At 67.4% G+C, this 18380-nt stretch carries 19 protein-coding genes; 8 read left to right on the top strand and 11 right to left on the bottom strand.

Annotated elements, in window-relative coordinates; genetic code table 11:
- Positions 1-57: 57 nt before the first annotated feature.
- The 3 genes from OPF83_RS09655 to OPF83_RS09665 form a co-directional block, all read right to left on the bottom strand.
- Positions 58-462, bottom strand: a complete 405-nt coding sequence (locus OPF83_RS09655; RefSeq protein ID WP_264887224.1) for a hypothetical protein — start codon at positions 460-462, stop codon at positions 58-60.
- Positions 463-525: 63 nt separating this feature from the next.
- On the bottom strand, positions 526-861 hold the full coding sequence (locus OPF83_RS09660; RefSeq protein ID WP_264887226.1) for a hypothetical protein: 336 nt from the start codon (positions 859-861) through the stop codon (positions 526-528).
- A 15-nt stretch (positions 862-876) separates the two neighbouring features.
- Positions 877-1773 (bottom strand): glycosyltransferase family 2 protein, encoded by an 897-nt coding sequence (locus tag OPF83_RS09665; RefSeq protein ID WP_264887228.1) that lies wholly within the window; start codon positions 1771-1773, stop codon positions 877-879.
- 62 nt (positions 1774-1835) lie between these two features.
- On the opposite strand from OPF83_RS09665, the gene OPF83_RS09670 reads away from it, so the two are divergent.
- From OPF83_RS09670 to OPF83_RS09685, 4 genes are read left to right on the top strand one after another with little or no spacing between them, the layout of a single operon-like run.
- Complete coding sequence (locus OPF83_RS09670) at positions 1836-2588, top strand: glycosyltransferase family 2 protein (protein ID WP_264887230.1); 753 nt, start codon at positions 1836-1838, stop codon at positions 2586-2588.
- Positions 2585-2971 carry a DUF2304 domain-containing protein gene (locus OPF83_RS09675; RefSeq protein ID WP_264887232.1) on the top strand — a complete coding sequence of 129 codons (387 nt, stop codon included), beginning with the start codon at positions 2585-2587 and terminating at the stop codon, positions 2969-2971. The genes OPF83_RS09670 and OPF83_RS09675 overlap by 4 nt, the downstream gene beginning before the upstream one ends.
- 8 nt (positions 2972-2979) lie before the next feature.
- Positions 2980-3315, top strand: coding sequence for a hypothetical protein (locus OPF83_RS09680; RefSeq protein WP_264887233.1), 336 nt, complete (start codon positions 2980-2982; stop codon positions 3313-3315).
- A complete protein-coding gene (locus tag OPF83_RS09685) occupies positions 3312-4895 on the top strand; it encodes an alpha/beta hydrolase family protein (protein ID WP_264887235.1) in 1584 nt (527 codons plus the stop codon). The genes OPF83_RS09680 and OPF83_RS09685 overlap by 4 nt, the downstream gene beginning before the upstream one ends.
- Here the strand turns inward: OPF83_RS09685 and OPF83_RS09690 are convergent.
- The 3 genes from OPF83_RS09690 to OPF83_RS09700 form a co-directional block, all read right to left on the bottom strand.
- The gene (locus OPF83_RS09690) at positions 4880-5818 is read right to left on the bottom strand and encodes an NAD-dependent epimerase/dehydratase family protein (RefSeq protein WP_264887237.1); all 939 of its coding nucleotides are present in this window, start codon (positions 5816-5818) and stop codon (positions 4880-4882) included. The genes OPF83_RS09685 and OPF83_RS09690 overlap by 16 nt on opposite strands.
- 181 nt (positions 5819-5999) lie before the next feature.
- Entirely contained in the window at positions 6000-8237 is a 2238-nt protein-coding gene (locus OPF83_RS09695) for a DUF6541 family protein (protein ID WP_264887239.1), read from the bottom strand.
- Between the two features lie 82 nt (positions 8238-8319).
- Complete coding sequence (locus OPF83_RS09700; RefSeq protein ID WP_264887240.1) at positions 8320-10182, bottom strand: hypothetical protein; 1863 nt, start codon at positions 10180-10182, stop codon at positions 8320-8322.
- Between the two features lie 87 nt (positions 10183-10269).
- Here OPF83_RS09700 and OPF83_RS09705 point away from each other — a divergent pair, with 87 nt between their 5' ends.
- A complete protein-coding gene (locus tag OPF83_RS09705) occupies positions 10270-11124 on the top strand; it encodes an HNH endonuclease family protein (protein WP_375546244.1) in 855 nt (284 codons plus the stop codon).
- A gap of 94 nt (positions 11125-11218) precedes the next feature.
- Here the strand turns inward: OPF83_RS09705 and OPF83_RS09710 are convergent, their stop codons facing one another.
- A complete protein-coding gene (locus OPF83_RS09710; protein WP_264887242.1) occupies positions 11219-12118 on the bottom strand; it encodes a DUF1542 domain-containing protein in 900 nt (299 codons plus the stop codon).
- 385 nt (positions 12119-12503) lie between these two features.
- Between OPF83_RS09710 and OPF83_RS09715 the strand changes: the two genes are divergently transcribed.
- Both OPF83_RS09715 and OPF83_RS09720 read left to right on the top strand, forming a co-directional pair.
- Complete coding sequence (locus OPF83_RS09715; RefSeq protein ID WP_264887243.1) at positions 12504-12770, top strand: hypothetical protein; 267 nt, start codon at positions 12504-12506, stop codon at positions 12768-12770.
- 55 nt (positions 12771-12825) lie between these two features.
- Positions 12826-13131 (top strand): hypothetical protein, encoded by a 306-nt coding sequence (locus tag OPF83_RS09720; protein WP_264887244.1) that lies wholly within the window; start codon positions 12826-12828, stop codon positions 13129-13131.
- Between the two features lie 49 nt (positions 13132-13180).
- On the opposite strand, the gene OPF83_RS09725 is transcribed toward OPF83_RS09720, so the two are convergent.
- From OPF83_RS09725 to OPF83_RS09740, 4 genes are all read right to left on the bottom strand, one after another.
- Entirely contained in the window at positions 13181-13984 is an 804-nt protein-coding gene (locus OPF83_RS09725) for a hypothetical protein (protein ID WP_264887245.1), read from the bottom strand.
- Between the two features lie 170 nt (positions 13985-14154).
- Positions 14155-14799, bottom strand: coding sequence for a hypothetical protein (locus OPF83_RS09730; protein ID WP_264887246.1), 645 nt, complete (start codon positions 14797-14799; stop codon positions 14155-14157).
- 630 nt (positions 14800-15429) lie between these two features.
- Positions 15430-17346: an AAA family ATPase gene (locus tag OPF83_RS09735; RefSeq protein ID WP_264887247.1), complete on the bottom strand. Its 1917-nt coding sequence runs from the start codon at positions 17344-17346 to the stop codon at positions 15430-15432.
- Entirely contained in the window at positions 17343-17696 is a 354-nt protein-coding gene (locus tag OPF83_RS09740) for an AlpA family transcriptional regulator (RefSeq protein WP_264887248.1), read from the bottom strand. Before OPF83_RS09740 ends, OPF83_RS09735 begins: the two co-directional genes overlap by 4 nt.
- Before the next feature lie 115 nt (positions 17697-17811).
- On the opposite strand from OPF83_RS09740, the gene OPF83_RS09745 reads away from it, so the two are divergent.
- The gene (locus OPF83_RS09745; RefSeq protein WP_264887249.1) at positions 17812-18378 is read left to right on the top strand and encodes a helix-turn-helix domain-containing protein; all 567 of its coding nucleotides are present in this window, start codon (positions 17812-17814) and stop codon (positions 18376-18378) included.
- The last annotated feature ends 2 nt before the right edge of the window (positions 18379-18380 follow it).

Raw genomic sequence — 18380 nt, forward strand, 5'->3', positions numbered from 1 at the left:
CCGTCGGCGAGCCTCGCTAACGGAACCAGTCCGCACCCCTCAGCCTGTCTGCGCCCCTCAGCCGAGGACGCGGAGTTCCGCCGGAGCCGGAAACGGCACCACGATCTCCTCGCCCACGTCCTCGATCGCATCGGTCAACGCCGTGGTGAGCACGATCCGGTCATCGTAGACGTGGGCGATCCGCACGGTGACGGGCTGGGCGGGCTCGTCGTCGTCATCAATTCCCCCAGCACCTCGGTGACCGGCCGCTCCCCCGTCGGCCCCGTACACGTAGCGCTCGGCGAGGAAACGCAGGCCGATCATCTCGAGGGCCTCCTCGGCCTCGAACCAATCGTCGACCGGTCCCAGCGCGCGGCCCAGGCGGTCGATCGGGACGATCCGCGGTTCGGCGACGGTAATGTCGATCCAGCCGATCAACTCGCCGTCCTCGCGGCGGTGCGGGATCCAGGTGTCGGGGAGCATGAGTCGAGTGTGCCCGACCCAGCGCCGGTGTCACGACCGTGGAGGGCTCGGTGGACGTCGCCCTCAGGCGGTGACGATCGCGTGAGTAAAAACAAACGCCACTATCGGCAAGAGAATCGTCAGCACGATCGCCAGGCCGAGCGTCCAGAGTTCCCGGACCACGCCCATCAGCACGGACATGGCGATCACGGTCATAACCAGCACCCCGGTCGCGGTGTACGTCATGACCGACTGCCACTCCTGCGAACAGATCCGCATTACGTTGTCCGCAGAGCAGCCGTCCGACGCCATCACCGACAAGCCGCCGAAGAGAAAGCTCGCGAAGCCCACCACGAGGACCTCTACGAAGTAGAACACCATGCCCAGCGACCACAAGGCAGACCGGGTATCGCTGCTCATTTCCTCGGCCACAGGTCAGAACTTCCGGAACGTGTGCCCCAGCAGCTTCTTCCCGCCCTCGGCGAGCTTGCCGGCCTTCGCCGCGGTCGGCAGCAGTGATAGCGCGTTGAGGCGGGAGGTCACGTGCAGTCGCGCGGCACGCTCGGCGTTCTTCCAGCCGCGGGCCGCGAACGCGTCGGCCTCGCCGGTGAAGAAGCGGGACTCCTCGTCGAAGCGACGGCCGTCCAGCGCGCGGACGGAGGAGTCCGAGGCCGAGTGGCGGCGGTACAGGAACGCCAGGGTCGGGTCGTAGATCATGTGGCCGCCGCCGGTGATCACGTCGACGAGCAGCGCCAGGTCCTGCACCACGTCCAGGCCCTCGCGGAAGCCGATCCGCTTGACCCACTCGGAGCTCCACGCGAGCGACGGGAAGTAGGTCCAGTTGCCGTGCATGAGCGAGGTCATGAGCTTCTCGCCGTGCAGCACGGTCCGACCGTCGGTCTTGGGGGTGGTGATCGCCTTGACGCTGTCCGAGAGGCCGCGCACGGCCTGGCCGTTCTCGTCGATGACGCTGACGCCCACCTCCATCACGGCGGCGTCGGGCACGGCCGCGAAGCCGTCGGCGACGACCTGCAGGTAGTTGGGCAGCATGATGTCGTCGGCACCCATGATCACCACGATCGGGGCCGTGACCATGCCGATGCACTTGCGGTAGTTACCGTTCGCGCCGAGGTTCGTCTCGTTCTTCTCGTACGTCACGCGGCTGTCGCGGGCGGTGATCTCACCCATGTACCGGGCGGGCTCCGGGTCCGGGTAGCCGTCATCCACCACCACGAGCCGGAAATCGCCGTAGCTCTGCGCGAGAACGCTGTCGACTGCCTTCTTGAAGTGGTCGACATCCCCGTAGTAGGGAAGCATCACGTCGATGGCCATCGGGGAACCGCCGTCCTTGTCGTCACCGGGTTGTACGTCCGATCGCATAGTATCGACCCGCGATGAGTGGAGACAGTGTGCGGCCCACGGGGCCCGGTGAGACGGTCGGCGACACCCCCGTCCGGAACAGCGACGTCTGGCTCGTCGTGCCCTGCTTCAACGAGGGCACGGTCATCGAGGACGTCCTGCGTGAGGCCGGTAAGACGTTCCCCAACATCGTCGCGGTGGACGACGGCTCGACGGACGACTCGTCCCTGGCCATCCACCGCGCCGGCGCGCACCTCGTGCGTCACCCCGTCAACCTCGGCCAGGGCGCGGCCATCCAGACCGGCGTGGAGTACGCGCGTTCCCAGCCCGGCGCCCAGTATTTCGTCACCTTCGACGCGGACGGTCAGCACCAGGTCAAGGACGTCCTGACGATGGTCGGGCGCCTGCGCTCCGAGCCCGTCGACATCGTCGTGGGCACACGCTTCGGTCGCCCGCGCGCCGAGGGCGACCAGGTGCCGCTGATCAAACGCATCGTCCTCAAGACCGTCGTCCTGCTCAGCCCCCGCACGCGCCGCCTCGGGCTCACCGACGCCCACAACGGCCTGCGCGTGTTCAACCGTCGCGTGGCCGAGGACCTGAACCTGCGCATGAACGGGATGAGCCACGCGAGCGAGTTCGTGGAGCTCATGGATGCGCGCGGCTGGCGGGTCGCCGAGGAGCCGGTCGACATCCTCTATACCGAGTACTCCATGTCGAAGGGGCAGTCGCTGCTCAACGGGATCAACATCCTGTCCGACGGTTTCGTGGGACGGAGGCTTCCCCGATGATCAAGGTTCTCCTGCTGCTCGCCGGCGCCGGGCTGGTGCTGTTCTTCGTCGCGAACCGCCGCAAGGCGCGGGCCAAGGCCGGTGTGAAGATCGGCTTTGTCCTGTTCGTGGTGTTCATGGTCTACGCCGTGCTCCGCCCCGACGATCTCACCGTGGTGGCCAATTACCTCGGCGTGCAGCGCGGCACCGACCTGGTGTTGTACGCGCTGGTCATGGGCTTCGCGTTTGTCACCGTGTCGACGTGGGTGCGGTTCCGCGAGCAGGAACTGCGGTACTCGCGCCTGGCCCGGACGATCGCCCTGGCAAACGCGGTGCGCCCGGAGGACCAGATCGACGTGCGAATCATGAAGCCCGTCCGCGACGACGACCCCCTCCAGGCCTGAGCCGCGCCGTGGACGCCGGTGACGACGTCCGGGCCGAGGCCGCCCGCCTGCGCGCCCGCCTCGAGGTAGCGTCTCATCGACTCGACGGAGCCGCTCGCCGTCCCGACGTAGCTGCTGACCGCCTCGACGCCCTCACCGCCGGCGGTCCTCGACCGGGCGGGGATGACGACGACAACGACGACATCGACCCGCGGCTGCGCGCCCTTCTCCATCCCTCCGCCGACCGCGTCTCACACCTGCTCGAACTCGCCGGCTCGCTGGCGGACGGGACGATGACCGACACCGCCGTCGCCGAGGCCGCGAGGGCGATCGCGGACTCCCAGCCCGTCCGGCGGCCGCGGTGAGCGGCGCCATCCCCGAGAACCCGCCGCCACCGGCGGTGACGCGGCTGCTGGACATGGCCGCCGAGATCGTCGCCGCCCGGGACGGCATCACCACCGCACGCGACGCCGTCTGTTCCGCTCCCGTCGACTCCCCCGCCCTGGCCGGACTCGCCGAGGCACTCGACGGCGAGGCCCGCGGGCTGTCCGAGGTCCTCGCTGGCATCTACCGGCTCGTCGAACTCGCCGAGGACAGCTGGGACGACGTGGACGGACCGGACCCGCTCCCCGGACCCGAGCGTGATCGCCTGCGCGCCACGCTCGACCGGGCCGTCGACAACGCGCTCGCCGACCTCGCCCGATTGACCGGCACGAGCGTGCACCCTCCCGCGGATGTCGCCGCCGGCCTCGACACCCGGGCCACCGTCGCGGCGTGGGCCGACGCCGACCCCGACGAGGTGTACTCGACCATCGAGCACATGACCCGCGCCGACAGGCGCCTGCTGGCGCTGGCCGAGCCCGAGGCCGTGGGCGGCACGTACGGGGTCCCGTGGGCCGTGCGGGCCCGGGCCAACGCGGTGTCCGTCCGGCGCGCACTGCACCGAGAGCAGATCGCGGGCACCCCCTGGAGCCCGAGAATCGGTCGGCTCGAGACCATGGCGCGGCGGACGGCTCGTCGTCGTCGCTCCTTCGTGGGGTTCTCCGCGCGGCGCGGCGGGCGGATGATCGAGGTGGTGGGCACCCCGGGGCCGCGGACCGAGGCCGTGGCCGTCTACGTGCCCGGCACCGGCACCAACCTCGACATGTCGCACGTCAACACCGACGTCGTGGAGGACCTGGTCGCCGCCTCCGACGGCCGCCTGGTCGCCGTGGCCTACCTCGACGGCGAGTTCCCGCAGGACATCATGACCGACGCCGGACGACCGCATTTCGCGCTCGAGATGGCACCGCGCCTGGTCCGCTTCTGCCGCGAAGTCGACCGACTCATCGAGATCGACTGCCCCGGCGCCGAGGTGACGGTCGTGGGGCACTCGTACGGCGGCCGGATCGTCGGCACCGCCGAGCGCCTCGGCCTGCGCGCCGACAGGATCATCTATGCCGAGTCACCGGACCTCGGCGTGGGCGTGCGCGGCCCCGCGGACTGGCGCGCCCCCGGGCCCGTGCGGCGGTTCTCGTTCACCGCGCCCGCCGACCCCGTCGAGTTGCTGCAGGTCCGGTTCGGTCTGCGCCGGCGCGGGAGCCACGCCGACCTGGCGGACGGTGTGGTGCGACTGGACACCGGATTTTTCGACGACGACGAGCTCGTCTACGGCACGCGCGGCCACGGCGGGGTGTTCGACCGGGACTGTGGGGCGTTCCGCGCGATGCTCACGGTGATGCTCGGCGGGACGGCGCCGCTGTGGCGCGAGCGGGAGATCCGCGCCAGGCACACGGGTGTTGGCCGCGGCGAGGAGGGCCGGATGCTGCCGATCGTCCGCCGACACCTCATCGGGCTGTGGCTCCGGCGGGACGACGCCCCGTACTCCGAGCCCGAGGTGCTGTGGGAGGCACCCGATGAGCTGGTCGAGATCCCCGCGCCCCGGGCGGGTCAGCCGCGGAAGTAGTCGACCGTGCGGGCCACGCCCTCGCGGATCGACACCTGGGGGCTCCAGCCCAGCACCTCACCGGCGCGGCCGGCGTCCAGCGCGGAGCGGGCCACGTCGCCGAGGCGGGCGGGCGCGTAATCCGGGTCGTCCTCCGCACCTGCGGCCTCGGCGACCAGCGTGTGCAGGCCGCGGTCGGAGGTCTCGATGCCGGTGCCGATGTTGAAGCGCATCCCCGCCGCGCCCTCGACCCGCGAGGCCCGGACGAATGCGTCCACCACGTCGTCGACGAACACGTAGTCGCGGGTGTTTCCGCCGTCGCCGAACACGCGGGTGGGCTCTCCGGCCAGCAGACGCTGGGAGAAGATCGCCACCACGCCGGCCTCACCGTGCGGGTCCTGACGTGGACCGTAGACATTCGCCGGGGCCACGCCCGCCCACTCGATCCCGTACAGCCGGGAGAACATCTCGAGGTAGATCTCACCGGCGACCTTGCCCGCCGCGTACGGGCTGAGCGGGTCCACCGGCCTCGACTCAGCGACGGGCAGTTCGGTGACGGGACCGTAGATCGATCCCCCTGAGGAGGTGAACACGATCCGGCGTACCCCGGCCCGGCGTGCCGCCTCGGCCAGTCGCACGGTGCCCACCACGTTGACCTGCGCATCGTGCACCGGGTCCTCCACCGACAGGCGCACGTCGATCTGCGCGGCCAGGTGGAAGATCACCTCGGGGCGGGCCTCGGCGATGATCTGCTCGATCGCCGGGTCGGTGAGGGAGACCTGGTGGAACGCGAAGCGGTCCCCTGACTCACGCGCCGTGGTGAGGTTCTCGAGCCGCCCGCGAGACAGGTCGTCGACGACCGTCACGTCGTGGCCCTCGTCGAGCAGTCTGTCCACGAGGGTCGAGCCGATGAAGCCGGCCCCGCCCGTCACCAGTGCGCGCAAGTGGTCCCCCTCCGGTGTGCGGCGGTTCGGCCGCTGGCATCCCCTCTGGACGTCCCCGCCCAGAATACGGCCGTCCTACCGGGCCGTCACCCCGCGCCGCCGGTGCCGGCCGCCCCCGCACCGCCGGTGGCGGTCACCCCTGCACCGCCGGTGGCGGTCACCCCTGCACCGCCGGTGCTGGTCACTCCGGTCCGCGCAGCTCGGTCGCGAGCGTGAGCGGGGTGCGACGCTCGGGCGGGAACGGGGAGTCGGCGAGGATCTGCGCGAGTTCCGGCTCGGTGAAGGCGGCGCGGACCGCGAAGATCCGCACGTGCGAGTCCCGGTAGACCTTGACCAGGCCCGGTGTCGCATCCAGTTCGAGCAGGGCCTTGTTGTCCTTCTGGAAATGCCAGTAGTTCGGCGGGCTGACGTAGATGTAGGTGACGCCCAGGTCGGCGAGGGCGCGGTCCACCTCCGGGTCGGTGCCCGCCCTGTCCATGGTGTGGAACAGGTAGTCGGTGAGCGGTGTGGTGTCCCCGGAGTAGAGGTAGTGCCTGGACGTGGACGGCAGGCCGTCGGTGGCGTACATCCAGCCCGAGCCCTCGTCGGGATTGGTGTAGATCAGTCCGGAGTAGGCCTGTGGTTGCTCGGAGAGCCAGGTGAAGGCACGCAGGTCGTGGACGTCGACCATGCGTCCCCAACGTTGGTTCACCCCGGCGGCGACCGCGTACTCGGGCGAGGTCTGGACGACCCACGAGCCGACGCCCGTCAGGGCGGCGAGCGCCACCGCGACGCGCGCGAGCGCCACGCCGCTGCCGTTCGGGTCGGTGATCGGGTCCACCAGGCGGCCCAGCCAGCCGGCCAGAATCTGGACGAAGGCGCCCACCCCCACGCCCACGGCCGCCGCGACGAGTACGGCCATCACGACTCCGATCCGGCGGGGATCGTTGTAGTAGACGCTGCCGAGGGCCCGCAGGGCGCCGCCGGTCCAGTTGCCGAAGACGTTCATCGCGTTGACGCACACCACCAGCAGTCCGGCCCACAGCAGCAGGGGCCAGAAGACCAGTCGGCGCAGCATCACGATCAACCCGACCGCGGCCAGGGAGAGAAGGACCCAGCGCACGCCCCAGTCCTGCACGTGCCGCACCTGGAGTGCGACCGCCTTGCCCCACGTGGCCGCGCGGTCCGCGCCTGTCTGGAACTCGAACGCCGAGATGTCGTCCGCCTCGGCGGAGACGGTGAGGATCTGCGGCAGCAACGTGAGCACGCCGGCCAGTCCGATCCCGGCCAGCACCGCGAAGTCACGGATGCGGCCCCGGACCGGTCGCCACAGTCCCTCGAACAACCACCAGAACAGCACGATCACCGCGACGGTGACCATGCCCGACGGGTGCACCCCGCCGATCCCGACGAGTCCCAGGGCACCTGCGGGGATAAGCCGGCGATCGGCCAGGGCGGCCACCACGACGGCCGCGCCGAGTCCGGCCATCCCGTTCGCGACCGCCGACGGTGTCGCGGCGACCATCACCTCGACGAACGGCAGGCCCGGGAACAGTGGCGTGGCCATGGCGGCGACCGCCGCCGAGGTGGCCACCACGGCGCGCGAGTACCGGCGGTGCGTGATGATCCACGCCAGGGCCGCCACTCCGAGGGGGAAGACCACCGCGACGGAACCGATCTGCACGAGGTTGTACGCCTCCACCGCCCCGATCCCACGGAGCGTCATGACGAGTGCGGCGATCGCGTGCCAGGTGCTCGGGTAGTAGAGGGTCGCGCCGTTCTCCGGGTAGCGCAGCTCGCCGGCGTGATCGGGTGAGGCCAGTCCGAGATCGTGGATGAACCGGATGTAGTTGGCGTGCCAGTGGGCGTCCCAGCCCTGGAACACATTCGCCATGCCGCCGGGGGTCGCCGACAGTTCGGTGATGATCATCTGGCCGATCAACCAGGCACTGACCACGACCGCCGCGCCTGGCAGCAGCCACCACCAGGACCGCCCGTCGGTCCCGCCAGCGGTGTCCACGCCTGCGTCGCGCGGCTCGCCGCCCACCCGTGCGGCCCCCCGCCGGCGCTGACGCCGGCGACCGGTGCCACCGTGTCGACGTGGGCGGCCGAGGCGGCCGGGCCGGCCGCGACGCCCACCTCGGCCGCGACCGGCGCCCGTGGCCTCACCCTTGCGGCGGTTCCGAAGCCGTCGACGTAGCCAGCCCGCGCCGGTGATCAGCAGCCCCACGAGGCCGACCACCGCGGTGGTGACGGCAGTGGCCACCGCGTACCCGCCGAGGGACCACGGGACCGATATGCGGCCGTAGACGTAGCCGGCGATCGCGGCGATGCCGAACGACACGGGGATCGACGTGGCCACTGACATCCGCAGTGGCAACTGCGCGGCCAGACCGACGATCGCTCCGGGCACCACGAGAAGTGCGACGAGCGTGATCATGACCAACGCGATGTCGATGACCCGCCTCCGTTCTCCCCGTGCCTACCTACCCGCCCATTATGGGGCACCGCCGGCCGTCTCCTCATCGCGGCACGAGGACTCCGACAGGTCCGCTGCCGATACACAGCTCGTCGACGCCTCCGCGTGGCGTCACGGTCACCCCTGTTCCCGCGCCCTCGACGCGGAGGTAAACCGTGCTCAGTCCGGCCTCGACCGGGGCGACGGTGTCCCCACCCTCGTCGAGCCGGACCGCCACCTCGCCCGGGGCGTCGGCGAACAGGTTGAGCTGAACCACCCATTCCCGCCCGAGCAGCGGGCCGTCCAGGTCGAGCCTGTCGCCGCCCGGCCCGATCCGGAACCCACAGCCCGGCTCGGGGCCCTGCCCGATGGTGCGACCGAACGCCACCTGGGCCGGATGGAGCTGTCCCTGCTCGTCGATGAGCACCGGATCCGTGGTCCAGTCCCCCATTTCCGGCATCTCGGGGACCCCGGCGACCACCGCTGACACCCTGTTCGCGGGCGCGGTGACCGGGAGCAGGACCTCGACGGGGACCTGCTGGTCGAGCATCGGAACGGACCGCTCGCGCAGGGTCTCCAGCAGCGGGATCGTGTAGTCCCGCGACGGCTGTTCCGACCACACCTGGCGGAACGTCACAGTCGACACCGCCGACGAGACCAGCACCGCGATGAGCGCCACCGCCGTGGCTGCCCGACGCATCTCCGGCGTGCCCACGGTCCGGCGCCGCGGCGCGGACAGGGCCAAGGCCACCGCCGCACCGACGATGACCGGGAACTCCGCGTGGTAGCGGAGGGTGTCCACGATCTCCGCGGCGGTGTCCGGTCCCGCGCGGCCCACGGCGACCAGCACCACGGCGACCAACGGGTACAGGGCCACCCCCACCCAGATCGGACCGGTACGCCGCCGGGTGACCAGCGACCACGTGACCACAGCGAGGCAGGCGAGCACGCCGAGTGCCACCGCGACCACCGGCGGGTCCGCCATGGGCGGGCCCGGATGCCAACGCTCCCACCGCCACGGTCCACCGGCCAGCGTCGGGACCACGGCCGAGTGGTAGGCGGTGTCGACGAGCGACAGAAAGCCCGGGCGGGTGCCCTCGGCGTCGCTGGGGGAGTCCCCACCGCCCAACCTCCCGACGACGACGACGAAGACCGCCGCCCACGCCGCCACGATCACCACCTGTGCGGCCCAGGCCTGACGCGTGCGGTGCCACATCTCACTGAGTTCGCGTCGGCCTCCCCCGGCGATCCACCAGCAGGCGAGCAGCCCTGCCGCACAGACCACGGGGATGACGAACGCCTTCTCCACGAACAGCAGACCCACGATCGTCGCCAGCGCCGCCCCGACCGCATGTCGACGCCGCCCGGTCCGGTCGAGTCGGACCATCTCGGCAACACCCCAGCACAGCGCGGCGACGAGAGGGAGCACGTTGAGCGCGGAGGCCCACCAGGTGGCCGAGGGAAGTCCCAGTGGGAGGGCCAGTCCCGCGGTGAGCGGGACCAGGAGCACGGGCCTGCCCCGGAGCAGCACCCACAGCAAGCGGGCGTACGCCGCGCCCGCGAGCGTCTGGAGGATCGCGATCTGCACGAGAGGCACCCGGAATTCCAGGGGTGCGACGTGGGCGGCGATCCACGCCAGCGCCATGCCGCCGGGCATGAGGTGCCCGTCGTGGTCCGTCAACAGCAACTCCGGCGAGGGCCACGGGTGCCGGGCCGCCAGTCCGTGGAGGATGAGGTCGTCCCAGTAGAACCAGCCGGCGGCGGCCACCCACGTGCGCACGGCCACGGCCGCCATCACGACCACCGCGCACATCGCGACCGTTCCACGCACCGACGGCGCGCGCAGGGTGCCCGCGGCACCCGGGAACTGAGTCCCCGCGGCACCCGGGAGCGGGGCCTCGGGCGGTGTCCGGTCTGTGGTCGTCATCGCGGGTCAGGCTAGCGCCCGCGTCCGACAAGCCCTGACTGCCGCGCCCTGACGGTCGTGTCGGAGGCGGGGGTTATGGTGCCCGGCATGAGTTCCACGACGTCCCGTTCGGTCTTCGGCATCACCCTGGCCGTGGCCGTGGTGGCGGGAATCGGATGGTGCTCGGACCAGGGCGGTGTCGCCGGTCCCGGGGAAACCGGAGCGAGTGGCGAACCCGGCATTTCGCAGACCGTCACGTCGGCGGCACCGTCGTCGTCCGGGCCCGCATCCACACCGCCCTCCGCGCCGGCACCCGGCACCGACGCGGCACTTCCTCCCCCGCCGCCCGGCGAGCCGGCACCGCCGGCGCCGGGTCCCCCGCCCGACCCGCTGATCCCGGCCGCCCGCGCGGCGGTGGGGCAACTCGAGGTCAAGGGACGGGCGCCCAAGACGGGGTACGACCGGGATCTGTTCGGTCAGGCCTGGTCGGACGATGTCGGCGTGGAGTTCGGGCACAACGGCTGCGACACCCGTAACGACATCCTGCGTCGCGACCTGGTGGAGGCCACGCTCAAGCCGGGGACCCGCGACTGTGTGGTGCTCACGGGCGTGCTGACCGGGCCGTATTCCGGGGAGCGCATCGAGTTCCAGCGCGGTCAGGGCACTTCATCGCAGGTACAGGTCGACCATGTGGTGGCGCTGTCGGACGCCTGGCAGAAGGGGGCTCAGCGGCTCACCGTGGATCAGCGGCGCGATTTCGCCAACGACCCGCTAAACCTGCTGGCGGTGGCCGGGCACGTAAACCAGAGCAAGAGTGACGGCGACGCTGCCACCTGGTTACCGCCGCGTCGCGAGTTCCGCTGCTCGTACGTCGCGCGTCAGGTCATGGTCAAGGAGCGGTACGGCTTGTGGGTGACGCACGCCGAACGTGACGCGATCGACCGGGTGCTGGCCACCTGCTAGAGGTACTCGACGTCCAGGTTGGTGACAGTCGGCTGATCGGTGGGGCCGGCCCGGCGTGTCTCGTCGGGGTCGGCCCGGCGTGTGAAGCGGTGGGTCAGAAGTCGAAGAGTCCGCCGTCGAAGAAGCCTCCGCCGTCGCCACCGCCGCCGAAGAACCCGCCGCCACCGTCACCGCCGCCGAACATTCCGCCGTCGAAAAAGCCGCCGCCGTCGCCACCGGCATCTCCGCCCACGTCGCCGCCGTCACCTCCGAACAGTCCGCCGTCGAAGAACCCACCGTCGTCGCCACCGGCATCTCCGCCCATGTCACCGCCGAGCTCACCCATGTCCGCGCCGCCCTCGCCGACCCCGGACGCGAAGTCCTCACCGGAGTACCCGACCCCCGCCATGCCGGCGAACATCATGTTGAACATCATCATCGAGCTCATCATCCACATGCCGCTGGCCAGCGCAGACGCCCACCACGGCTCGGAGTACCAGCCGGCGGGAACGGGCCGCCCGGCCACTACGCCGCCCGGGTAGTAGTGGGGCGTCTGGTCGCTCGGCCCGGTGGCCGCGCTCATGGTCCGACCGTCCACCTCGACGGTCCGGTCCTCGGTCACGCGCCCCGCCCGGCTCTGACCCGGGGTGGCTGGCAGCTCGGGACCGGGGTCCATACCCATCGCCTCCCGTGCCGCTCGCACGTAATAGAGCCCCTCGAGCGCGGTGTCCTTGGCCAGCTGCGCCTGCACGGGCGTCTGCGCGCGTTCCAACTCGGCGACCGCGGACGTGTACCGCTCCGAGGCGTCGGCCATGGCCTGCTTGGACGCGTCGTCGATCCCGTCGATGTTGAACACCTGACCACCAAGTCGCTCGACCCACCGCGACGCCTCGGCCCGGTAGTCCTCGAGGTGGCGGTTCTGGTGCGCCTGCAGCTGCGTCTGCCCCTTGTTCTGACTACGGTTGACCATAGCGACGGTGATCGCGATCAGTGCGGCGATGAGGAGGAATTCCACGGGCGACCTTTCTCGGTACTTCTTCACGAGCCTACCGAGATCGCGAATCAGGGGCGCCGGTGCGACGATCGCTCTGTACGGTGCCAGTCCCGCCCTGCCCACCGACTCCGGGGCCGGCGCCGGGAAAAACTCAACCCCGGCCGGGGCCGGGGTTGTGGGTGCTTCGTGGAGCCGCGTGTCGGAATCGAACCGACGACCTTTTCATTACGAGTTAGGTCTGAACCTACTCACGTCGTGATTCGTGATCACACGCCGATTCACAAAAGCCCAGTAAGAAGCCTGTTTCCTATCGCTTTCACTGACTCTCGTGCAATGACGTGTGTGTGCACATTGTGATCACACTGCAGAGGCTCGACGTGTCCCGCACGGCAATAGCATTCGACACATGAAGCGCGATCATTCACACCAGAACTACTCCACGTCCACGTGCCACACGTTGTGCTCGCACCCTGACTCCTACAAGGAGCGCAAGGCCTGCGTCTACGAGTGGTACCAGCGCCTGACACACCGACACTGCGATCACGACGACACCCGCGACGCACGACGCGACTGCACACGCGCTCGCCTCAAGGGTGGACCCGCACGAGGGACAGGTGGACGCGATGCAGCGTTCCGCATGTCGGAGATGATGCACAAGAGTCTTTCGGGGTAGCGAGCAAAGTCTCTTATCGTCCTCACGTCAGACCCCCGCTGCCCAGGAGGACACCATGACCGAACCCAAGACTCTCTCCACCCGCGAGGTCGCCGAGAAGGTCGGCACCGACCCGAAGACCCTGCGAGTGTTCCTGCGTGCGACCTCGCAGGGTGTGGGATCAGGCAAGCGATACGCCCTGCCCGCGAAGGACGTTGCGAAGGTCAAGAAGGAGTTCGTCGCCTGGGAGGCTGAGCGACAGGCCGCGCGAGAAGCAGCCAACGACCAAGGCCCGTGCGACAACTGCGGCGCGAAGGTCGACCTGTACCACGACGAAGCCTCCGGCTCGTCCCTGTGCGAGGACTGCGTGCCCGCCGAGTAATCCCACACCCTCCCGACTGCCCTCGCCTCGTGCGGGGGCAGTGGAGTAGTCAGTCGTCGCTCTGAGACTCGTCGTTACCATCAGTCGCGACAACCTGCTCAATCGCAGAGTACGTCCCCGTCACGTTCTCGATAATCCCGTGAACGTCGCCTGTTACATCCTCGACATGTCCAAGCGCGGCGAATATCCACAATGCCGCATTGCTAATCTTCTTCTTTAGTTCGGGGCTGGTTACACGCGAAAACAACCCCAGCCCCTCGGAAGCGGCTGAGGTCGCGTGTCGCTTTATAGCTGCCGCTCCGAAAGTGGAAGCGTGAGCCATGTACCACTCAGCCTGACGAAGATGATACGCAATCCGATCACGGATCGCCGGAGCAACTTCTGCAGCGTCGACTACGTCTTTCAAAGCCTCCAACGCTCGCAAGAGCTCAGTGAGTTCAGAGGACGTTGCCTGCCCCGATGGGTACGAGTTAGACGATTCTAGAAACTGGCCAAGACTTTCAAGCTGATCGAGTACAGGCACATCGAGATGGTCAGCGAGCTTGATTCCCCCATTCCAATTAGGGTAACCAATGGCGTAACCATGCCACTTCTGCAGGTAAGGGGAATACCTGCGGTACTCACGCGATTCGTCCGGGAAGGCGCGAACCGTCGCGGAAACCTCACCGAATAGGTCCATCATCGCCGAATGGCGTTCGGAGAACTCCCGCGACGGAAAGCCCGCACCCAACGCGCTTGCCCACCCGTTCTGGAAGTTATCTTTCCCTGAGGTTCGTACACGCTCGAATAAGTCCCTCAGCGCGTACGCGGAGTTCGGTGCGTCCTCGATCTGCGGCTGTTCGCTTTCCGTCATGCCAGCAGCGTAGCGGGTGGGTCGGACACAGCAGCGCCTGTGAGCGTCTGGGACACGGTGACCATGTATGCACTCGTGCGGGACGGCGCCAGGCGCTCAGCAGCGAATCTAGCGCCCTCTGCACTCAGTCTCGCCGGCGTATTGCACAGCGAGACTGAATGAACGAACGATCAAGCGGCGGCGTCAGCCTCTACCCAGTTGAGCGAGAACTCAGGGAGACGGAACCCTGCGTCGATTCGTGCAGTCGCCATCGCCAGGTCGTGCCGGGCCACAGCAGCGATGCGCTCAGTCGCTCGCAGGTTGTCACTCGCTCGCACGTACTCAGGCGAGACGCGACGCTTGAACTCCTGCACAGCCTCGGGTGTCTCCAGACGGTCGATGACCTCCTGCGTGATGATCGCCTTGAGCGCGTCGTCGTGGCCCTCCGAGGCGACCAATTCCACACCTCTCTCTATGCGTCGCTGCCCCTCCTCCGCCTCGAGACTGCTCACGATGCTGTCCCTGCGACGCGAGAACGTGGCCTCTGCGAGCGAGCGCTCATCCGTTGAGCCCTTGGGCGAAGTGATCGCAGCGTCAGCCACGCGCACGTCCTCCACCGCCTGGTCCACAGCCGCGTCAATCTGATCGCGCATGCCTGCGAGACGATCAGACCACTTGCGCTGTGCGTCCCACCCCTTGATGCGTTCCACACCCCCCGCCTCAGTGAGTGTGCGCGAGTCGTCCACCTCAGCCTCGACGCTCACAGCGTAGGTCGCGTGATCCTCGACAATGACCTTCATCTGGTCGATGTAGTCCTTCAGGTCCTCGATATCCATTCCTCATTCTCCTTTCGACAGGGGCAAAAATTCTGGCCTGGATTGCTATAGCAATCACGCACTCGCCTTAGCAGGTGCAACGATCTCGGTCCGGAAGTAGTGTTCGGTGATTGCTTCTTCCCCGACCTCGACGACATATCCCCGCGTCTTCCAACAGGTGTCGTCGTGGTGAAGAATCATCACGGTCGGGTTCAGTACGTCGTCTACGCACCCGTGAGGCGTATTGCAGTCTGGACACATAACGTCCACGTGAACCATCACCGAGACCTGGGACCCTTCCGGTCCGCCGTGTAGAAACTGCGCCCACTCTCGCTTTCCGCATAGAGCGCCTCGCAGATGCCTTAGTCGAATCATCGAACTACCTTCCTTTCCGGATCGAATTAATGCTAAGAGAAGTTGGATTCAACTGAGCCATTAGTACGTCCTCGAATCGGCGTACCGGCGGTGTGTGCACTACGTACACACACGCACCGTCCCGGAAACGCGACTGGGGCGACCGTACTGAGTGTTCCGGGACATGTCCTGCCTGCAGTTATTCGCCAGTACGGTACGGCGTTCCCGGAACACAAGAGCGTTCCCGAAGAGCGTTCCCGAAGGACACTCGCCAGTACGCCCTCCGGGAACGCCCTTTCACAAGGCCGGGCCTCGCGCTTTTCGATACGCAATCACTCGCTGAGTCTTCTCGGTACCGGCCTTGAGGCCCGCTTTGTTTATTGCCCTCGCAACCAGAACCCTGCCCGCGTCGTGGTCAAGGCCTGCATCGTCAACGGCCTCAACCAACGGGCGGATGCCTTCATCGACTTCCGTGAAGTCCAGATCAAGGAGTCCGTCGGAGGGTGTGGGAACGTCCCCGCCCAGCATTGTCGCCGCGTGCCCGAGTGGTTCCTGCGTTCGACGTATCGGCACGACGGATGCGAGGTCGCCCGTCCGGTCCTTGTCACAGACGAGCTTGAACCTTGACGAGTTCTTCTCGCCTTGAATAATCCAAGACCCGTCAACGTCGGTATTCTTCGCACTTGACCCTCGGGCACCTTTCGACTGATCCTTGCCCGTGTGATCCAGGCGGATGATCGTCACGCCGTCAGCCCTCAGCGGTGCGAGCGCATAGCGGTACAGAGCCGCATAGGTCGCTGCGTCGTTCTCATCTCCTTCTACGAAGCGAGAGAGCGTGTCGATCACGACAACCTCAGCCTGTACCCGTCGCACGTGTGCGACGAACTCAGCCCCTCCGCGTTCCGTGTCCAGCGGAAGGAGTGGGGGCATACTGGCGTACTTCAGGCGATTGAGGCCCCTCACGTCCATCTCTTGAAGTCGGGACATGATGATCCGTTGCGTGTTCTCGCCGTCGATATAGAGAACAGTCAACGCCTTGGAGGGTGTGGAATCCCCGTCGGGAATCACAGCCCCCGGCAGCGCCTCGATGCCTCGTGCGAGTCGCTGCGAGATATCGAGCATCAGCAATGACTTGCCCATGCCCGCGTAACTCACGACCTGATATAGCCCGCCCCGTTGGAACACCTGCGGCACCAGCCATTCGACGGGCTCAATGCCTCGCGTCAGCAGGTCGTCAAGATCGAGCAGGGAAAGCCCGTTCTCGTCTTCGTGCGTTCCCGGCCCCTCGTCCCTCGTGCTCATCTCCCAGCACGCGACGACCTGGCCCCTCAATCGGTCCTCGTGCTGGAACTTCGCCACGGACGGCTCGTGATTCGTGAGCACCCACAGCGCTTCCGCCTGACTCATTCCCGCTTCCTGGCATTCCTTGACCAGGCGCATGGTTCTCTTGAATCGAGCCGTCCCGTCACCGGGGTCTTCCTCGCGAAGTGCTCGCTTGATCGACCGGGGCACGACGGCGGGTTTCACAGGCTCGAATTGAAGGCCCTGAGAGCGATTCTGAGCGCCTGGCACCCGGTCATGTGAGTGTGCACTCGGTCGCACGTTCACAGCGACGCTGAGGCCCTGCTGGGTGTAGGTCGCGTCCGTGCGTTCGACTACCTCACACAGAGTCGGCGGGTCGTGTTTAAGGTTGCGAGTCCCCGGTAGCCGTAGGAACCCCTCGTCGGTCGTCTTGTCATTCCCACACCCAAGGCACTCACCCAGCCCCTTCGCGAACGCTTGGTACTTATCGACTTCCACACCCTCCGGGACGGAGTAGTAAAGGTGCGAGTGACCCGGCGTTCCCGAGTTCACGACAAGCGTGGGCCTCAGTGCGCCTGGGTTCGTCATTGGGCGGTCCTGATCGACAACCACCCATTGGCGCTCGACGGACGCGCCCTTGCGCTTGCTGTCCCCACTCCTGTGCACGAACGGACAGAAGAACAGTTCGCGCGTCATCGCGTGGGTCTCGATGTACTCGCGCACGTCGTCTCGCTCTGCTGGCCACGCGAATGACTCTTGCTGCCAGTTGATCATCTTCGGCTTTCCGTTGACCACCTCGGCTCGCCCGCAACTTGCGAGCCATGCATAACCTTTTGCCTCCCCCAAGATGAGGTCCAGGTGCTCCATCGCGAGGTCGATATCCACGCCCTCGTCGGTGATCGCCACAGTCATGCCCCCACCCCGAACAGGCGAGCGCCTGCGATCAGATCAGCGCCGAGGATGGATCGACCGCGGACCTTGTATCGCTTCGTAGAGACGATCACCGTCCCCTTGGGCGTAGTCATCGTCTCGCCCTGCACGGGAGGTGTGGGATCACTTCCCTCGTCCCGGATCCCGAGGTAGTCGAGAAGGGGCGCTGTCGGGAACTTGAAGTTCGAACCCAGTTGATGCATCGGCACCGGCAGCCTGTCTTCTTTGATCATTCGATAGACGTACGTCGTCGAGACATCCAGCGCCTTCGCCAGTTGCGGCACCTTGATCGTCGCGGGCAATGCCAGCAGTTCTTCCCTTGTCATAGCCATGACTTAGCCTTCCTCATGTCACGTTCTGAGTTGATTCATGATCGAACGGTGACAATGTGCCATGCGTTCATGAACTAAGTCAAACGCGTGGCATGAAGGTGATACAGTCTTGTTCATGAGCGAATCGAGCACCGGTCGTATCGTCGGCGAGAACCTACGCAAGCAGCGCATATCTGCTGGCCTGAGCCAGGCAGAGGTAGCGAGCAAGGCCAACTCGATGGGACTTTCATGGGCCCAGGCCAACGTCACGACGATTGAGACGGGTCGCCGTCAGTCGATCACCATTGACGAACTGCTCGTGCTCTCAATCGTTTTCGAGTGCCCACTCTCGTCATGGTTCGCCGGCACGGGTGATGTGGCCGTGACTGAGCACATGAGCATGAAGCGCAGCGTCATCCGTGAGGCACTCGCGGGCGAGACTCCCACACCCTCCCGGGTCGTGTCCGTCGACTTCTCGACCGTCGAGGACTACAGCGCAGACGAAAGTGCGGCCCGAGTCCTTGGGATCACCCAGGAGCAGGTCACGCAGATTGCCGTGGACCTCTGGGGCCACTCGCTCACCGCCGAACGCGACAAGCGCCTCAGCGAGCACGCCGACAAGTCCCCGCGAGAACTGCGCACCCTACGGGGCGGCATGACCAAGCGCCTCTCGAAGATCATTCGCCAGCAGATGGAGGAATAAGC

The organism is Dietzia sp. NCCP-2495, assembly GCF_026011735.1.
GTDB lineage: Bacteria > Actinomycetota > Actinomycetes > Mycobacteriales > Mycobacteriaceae > Dietzia.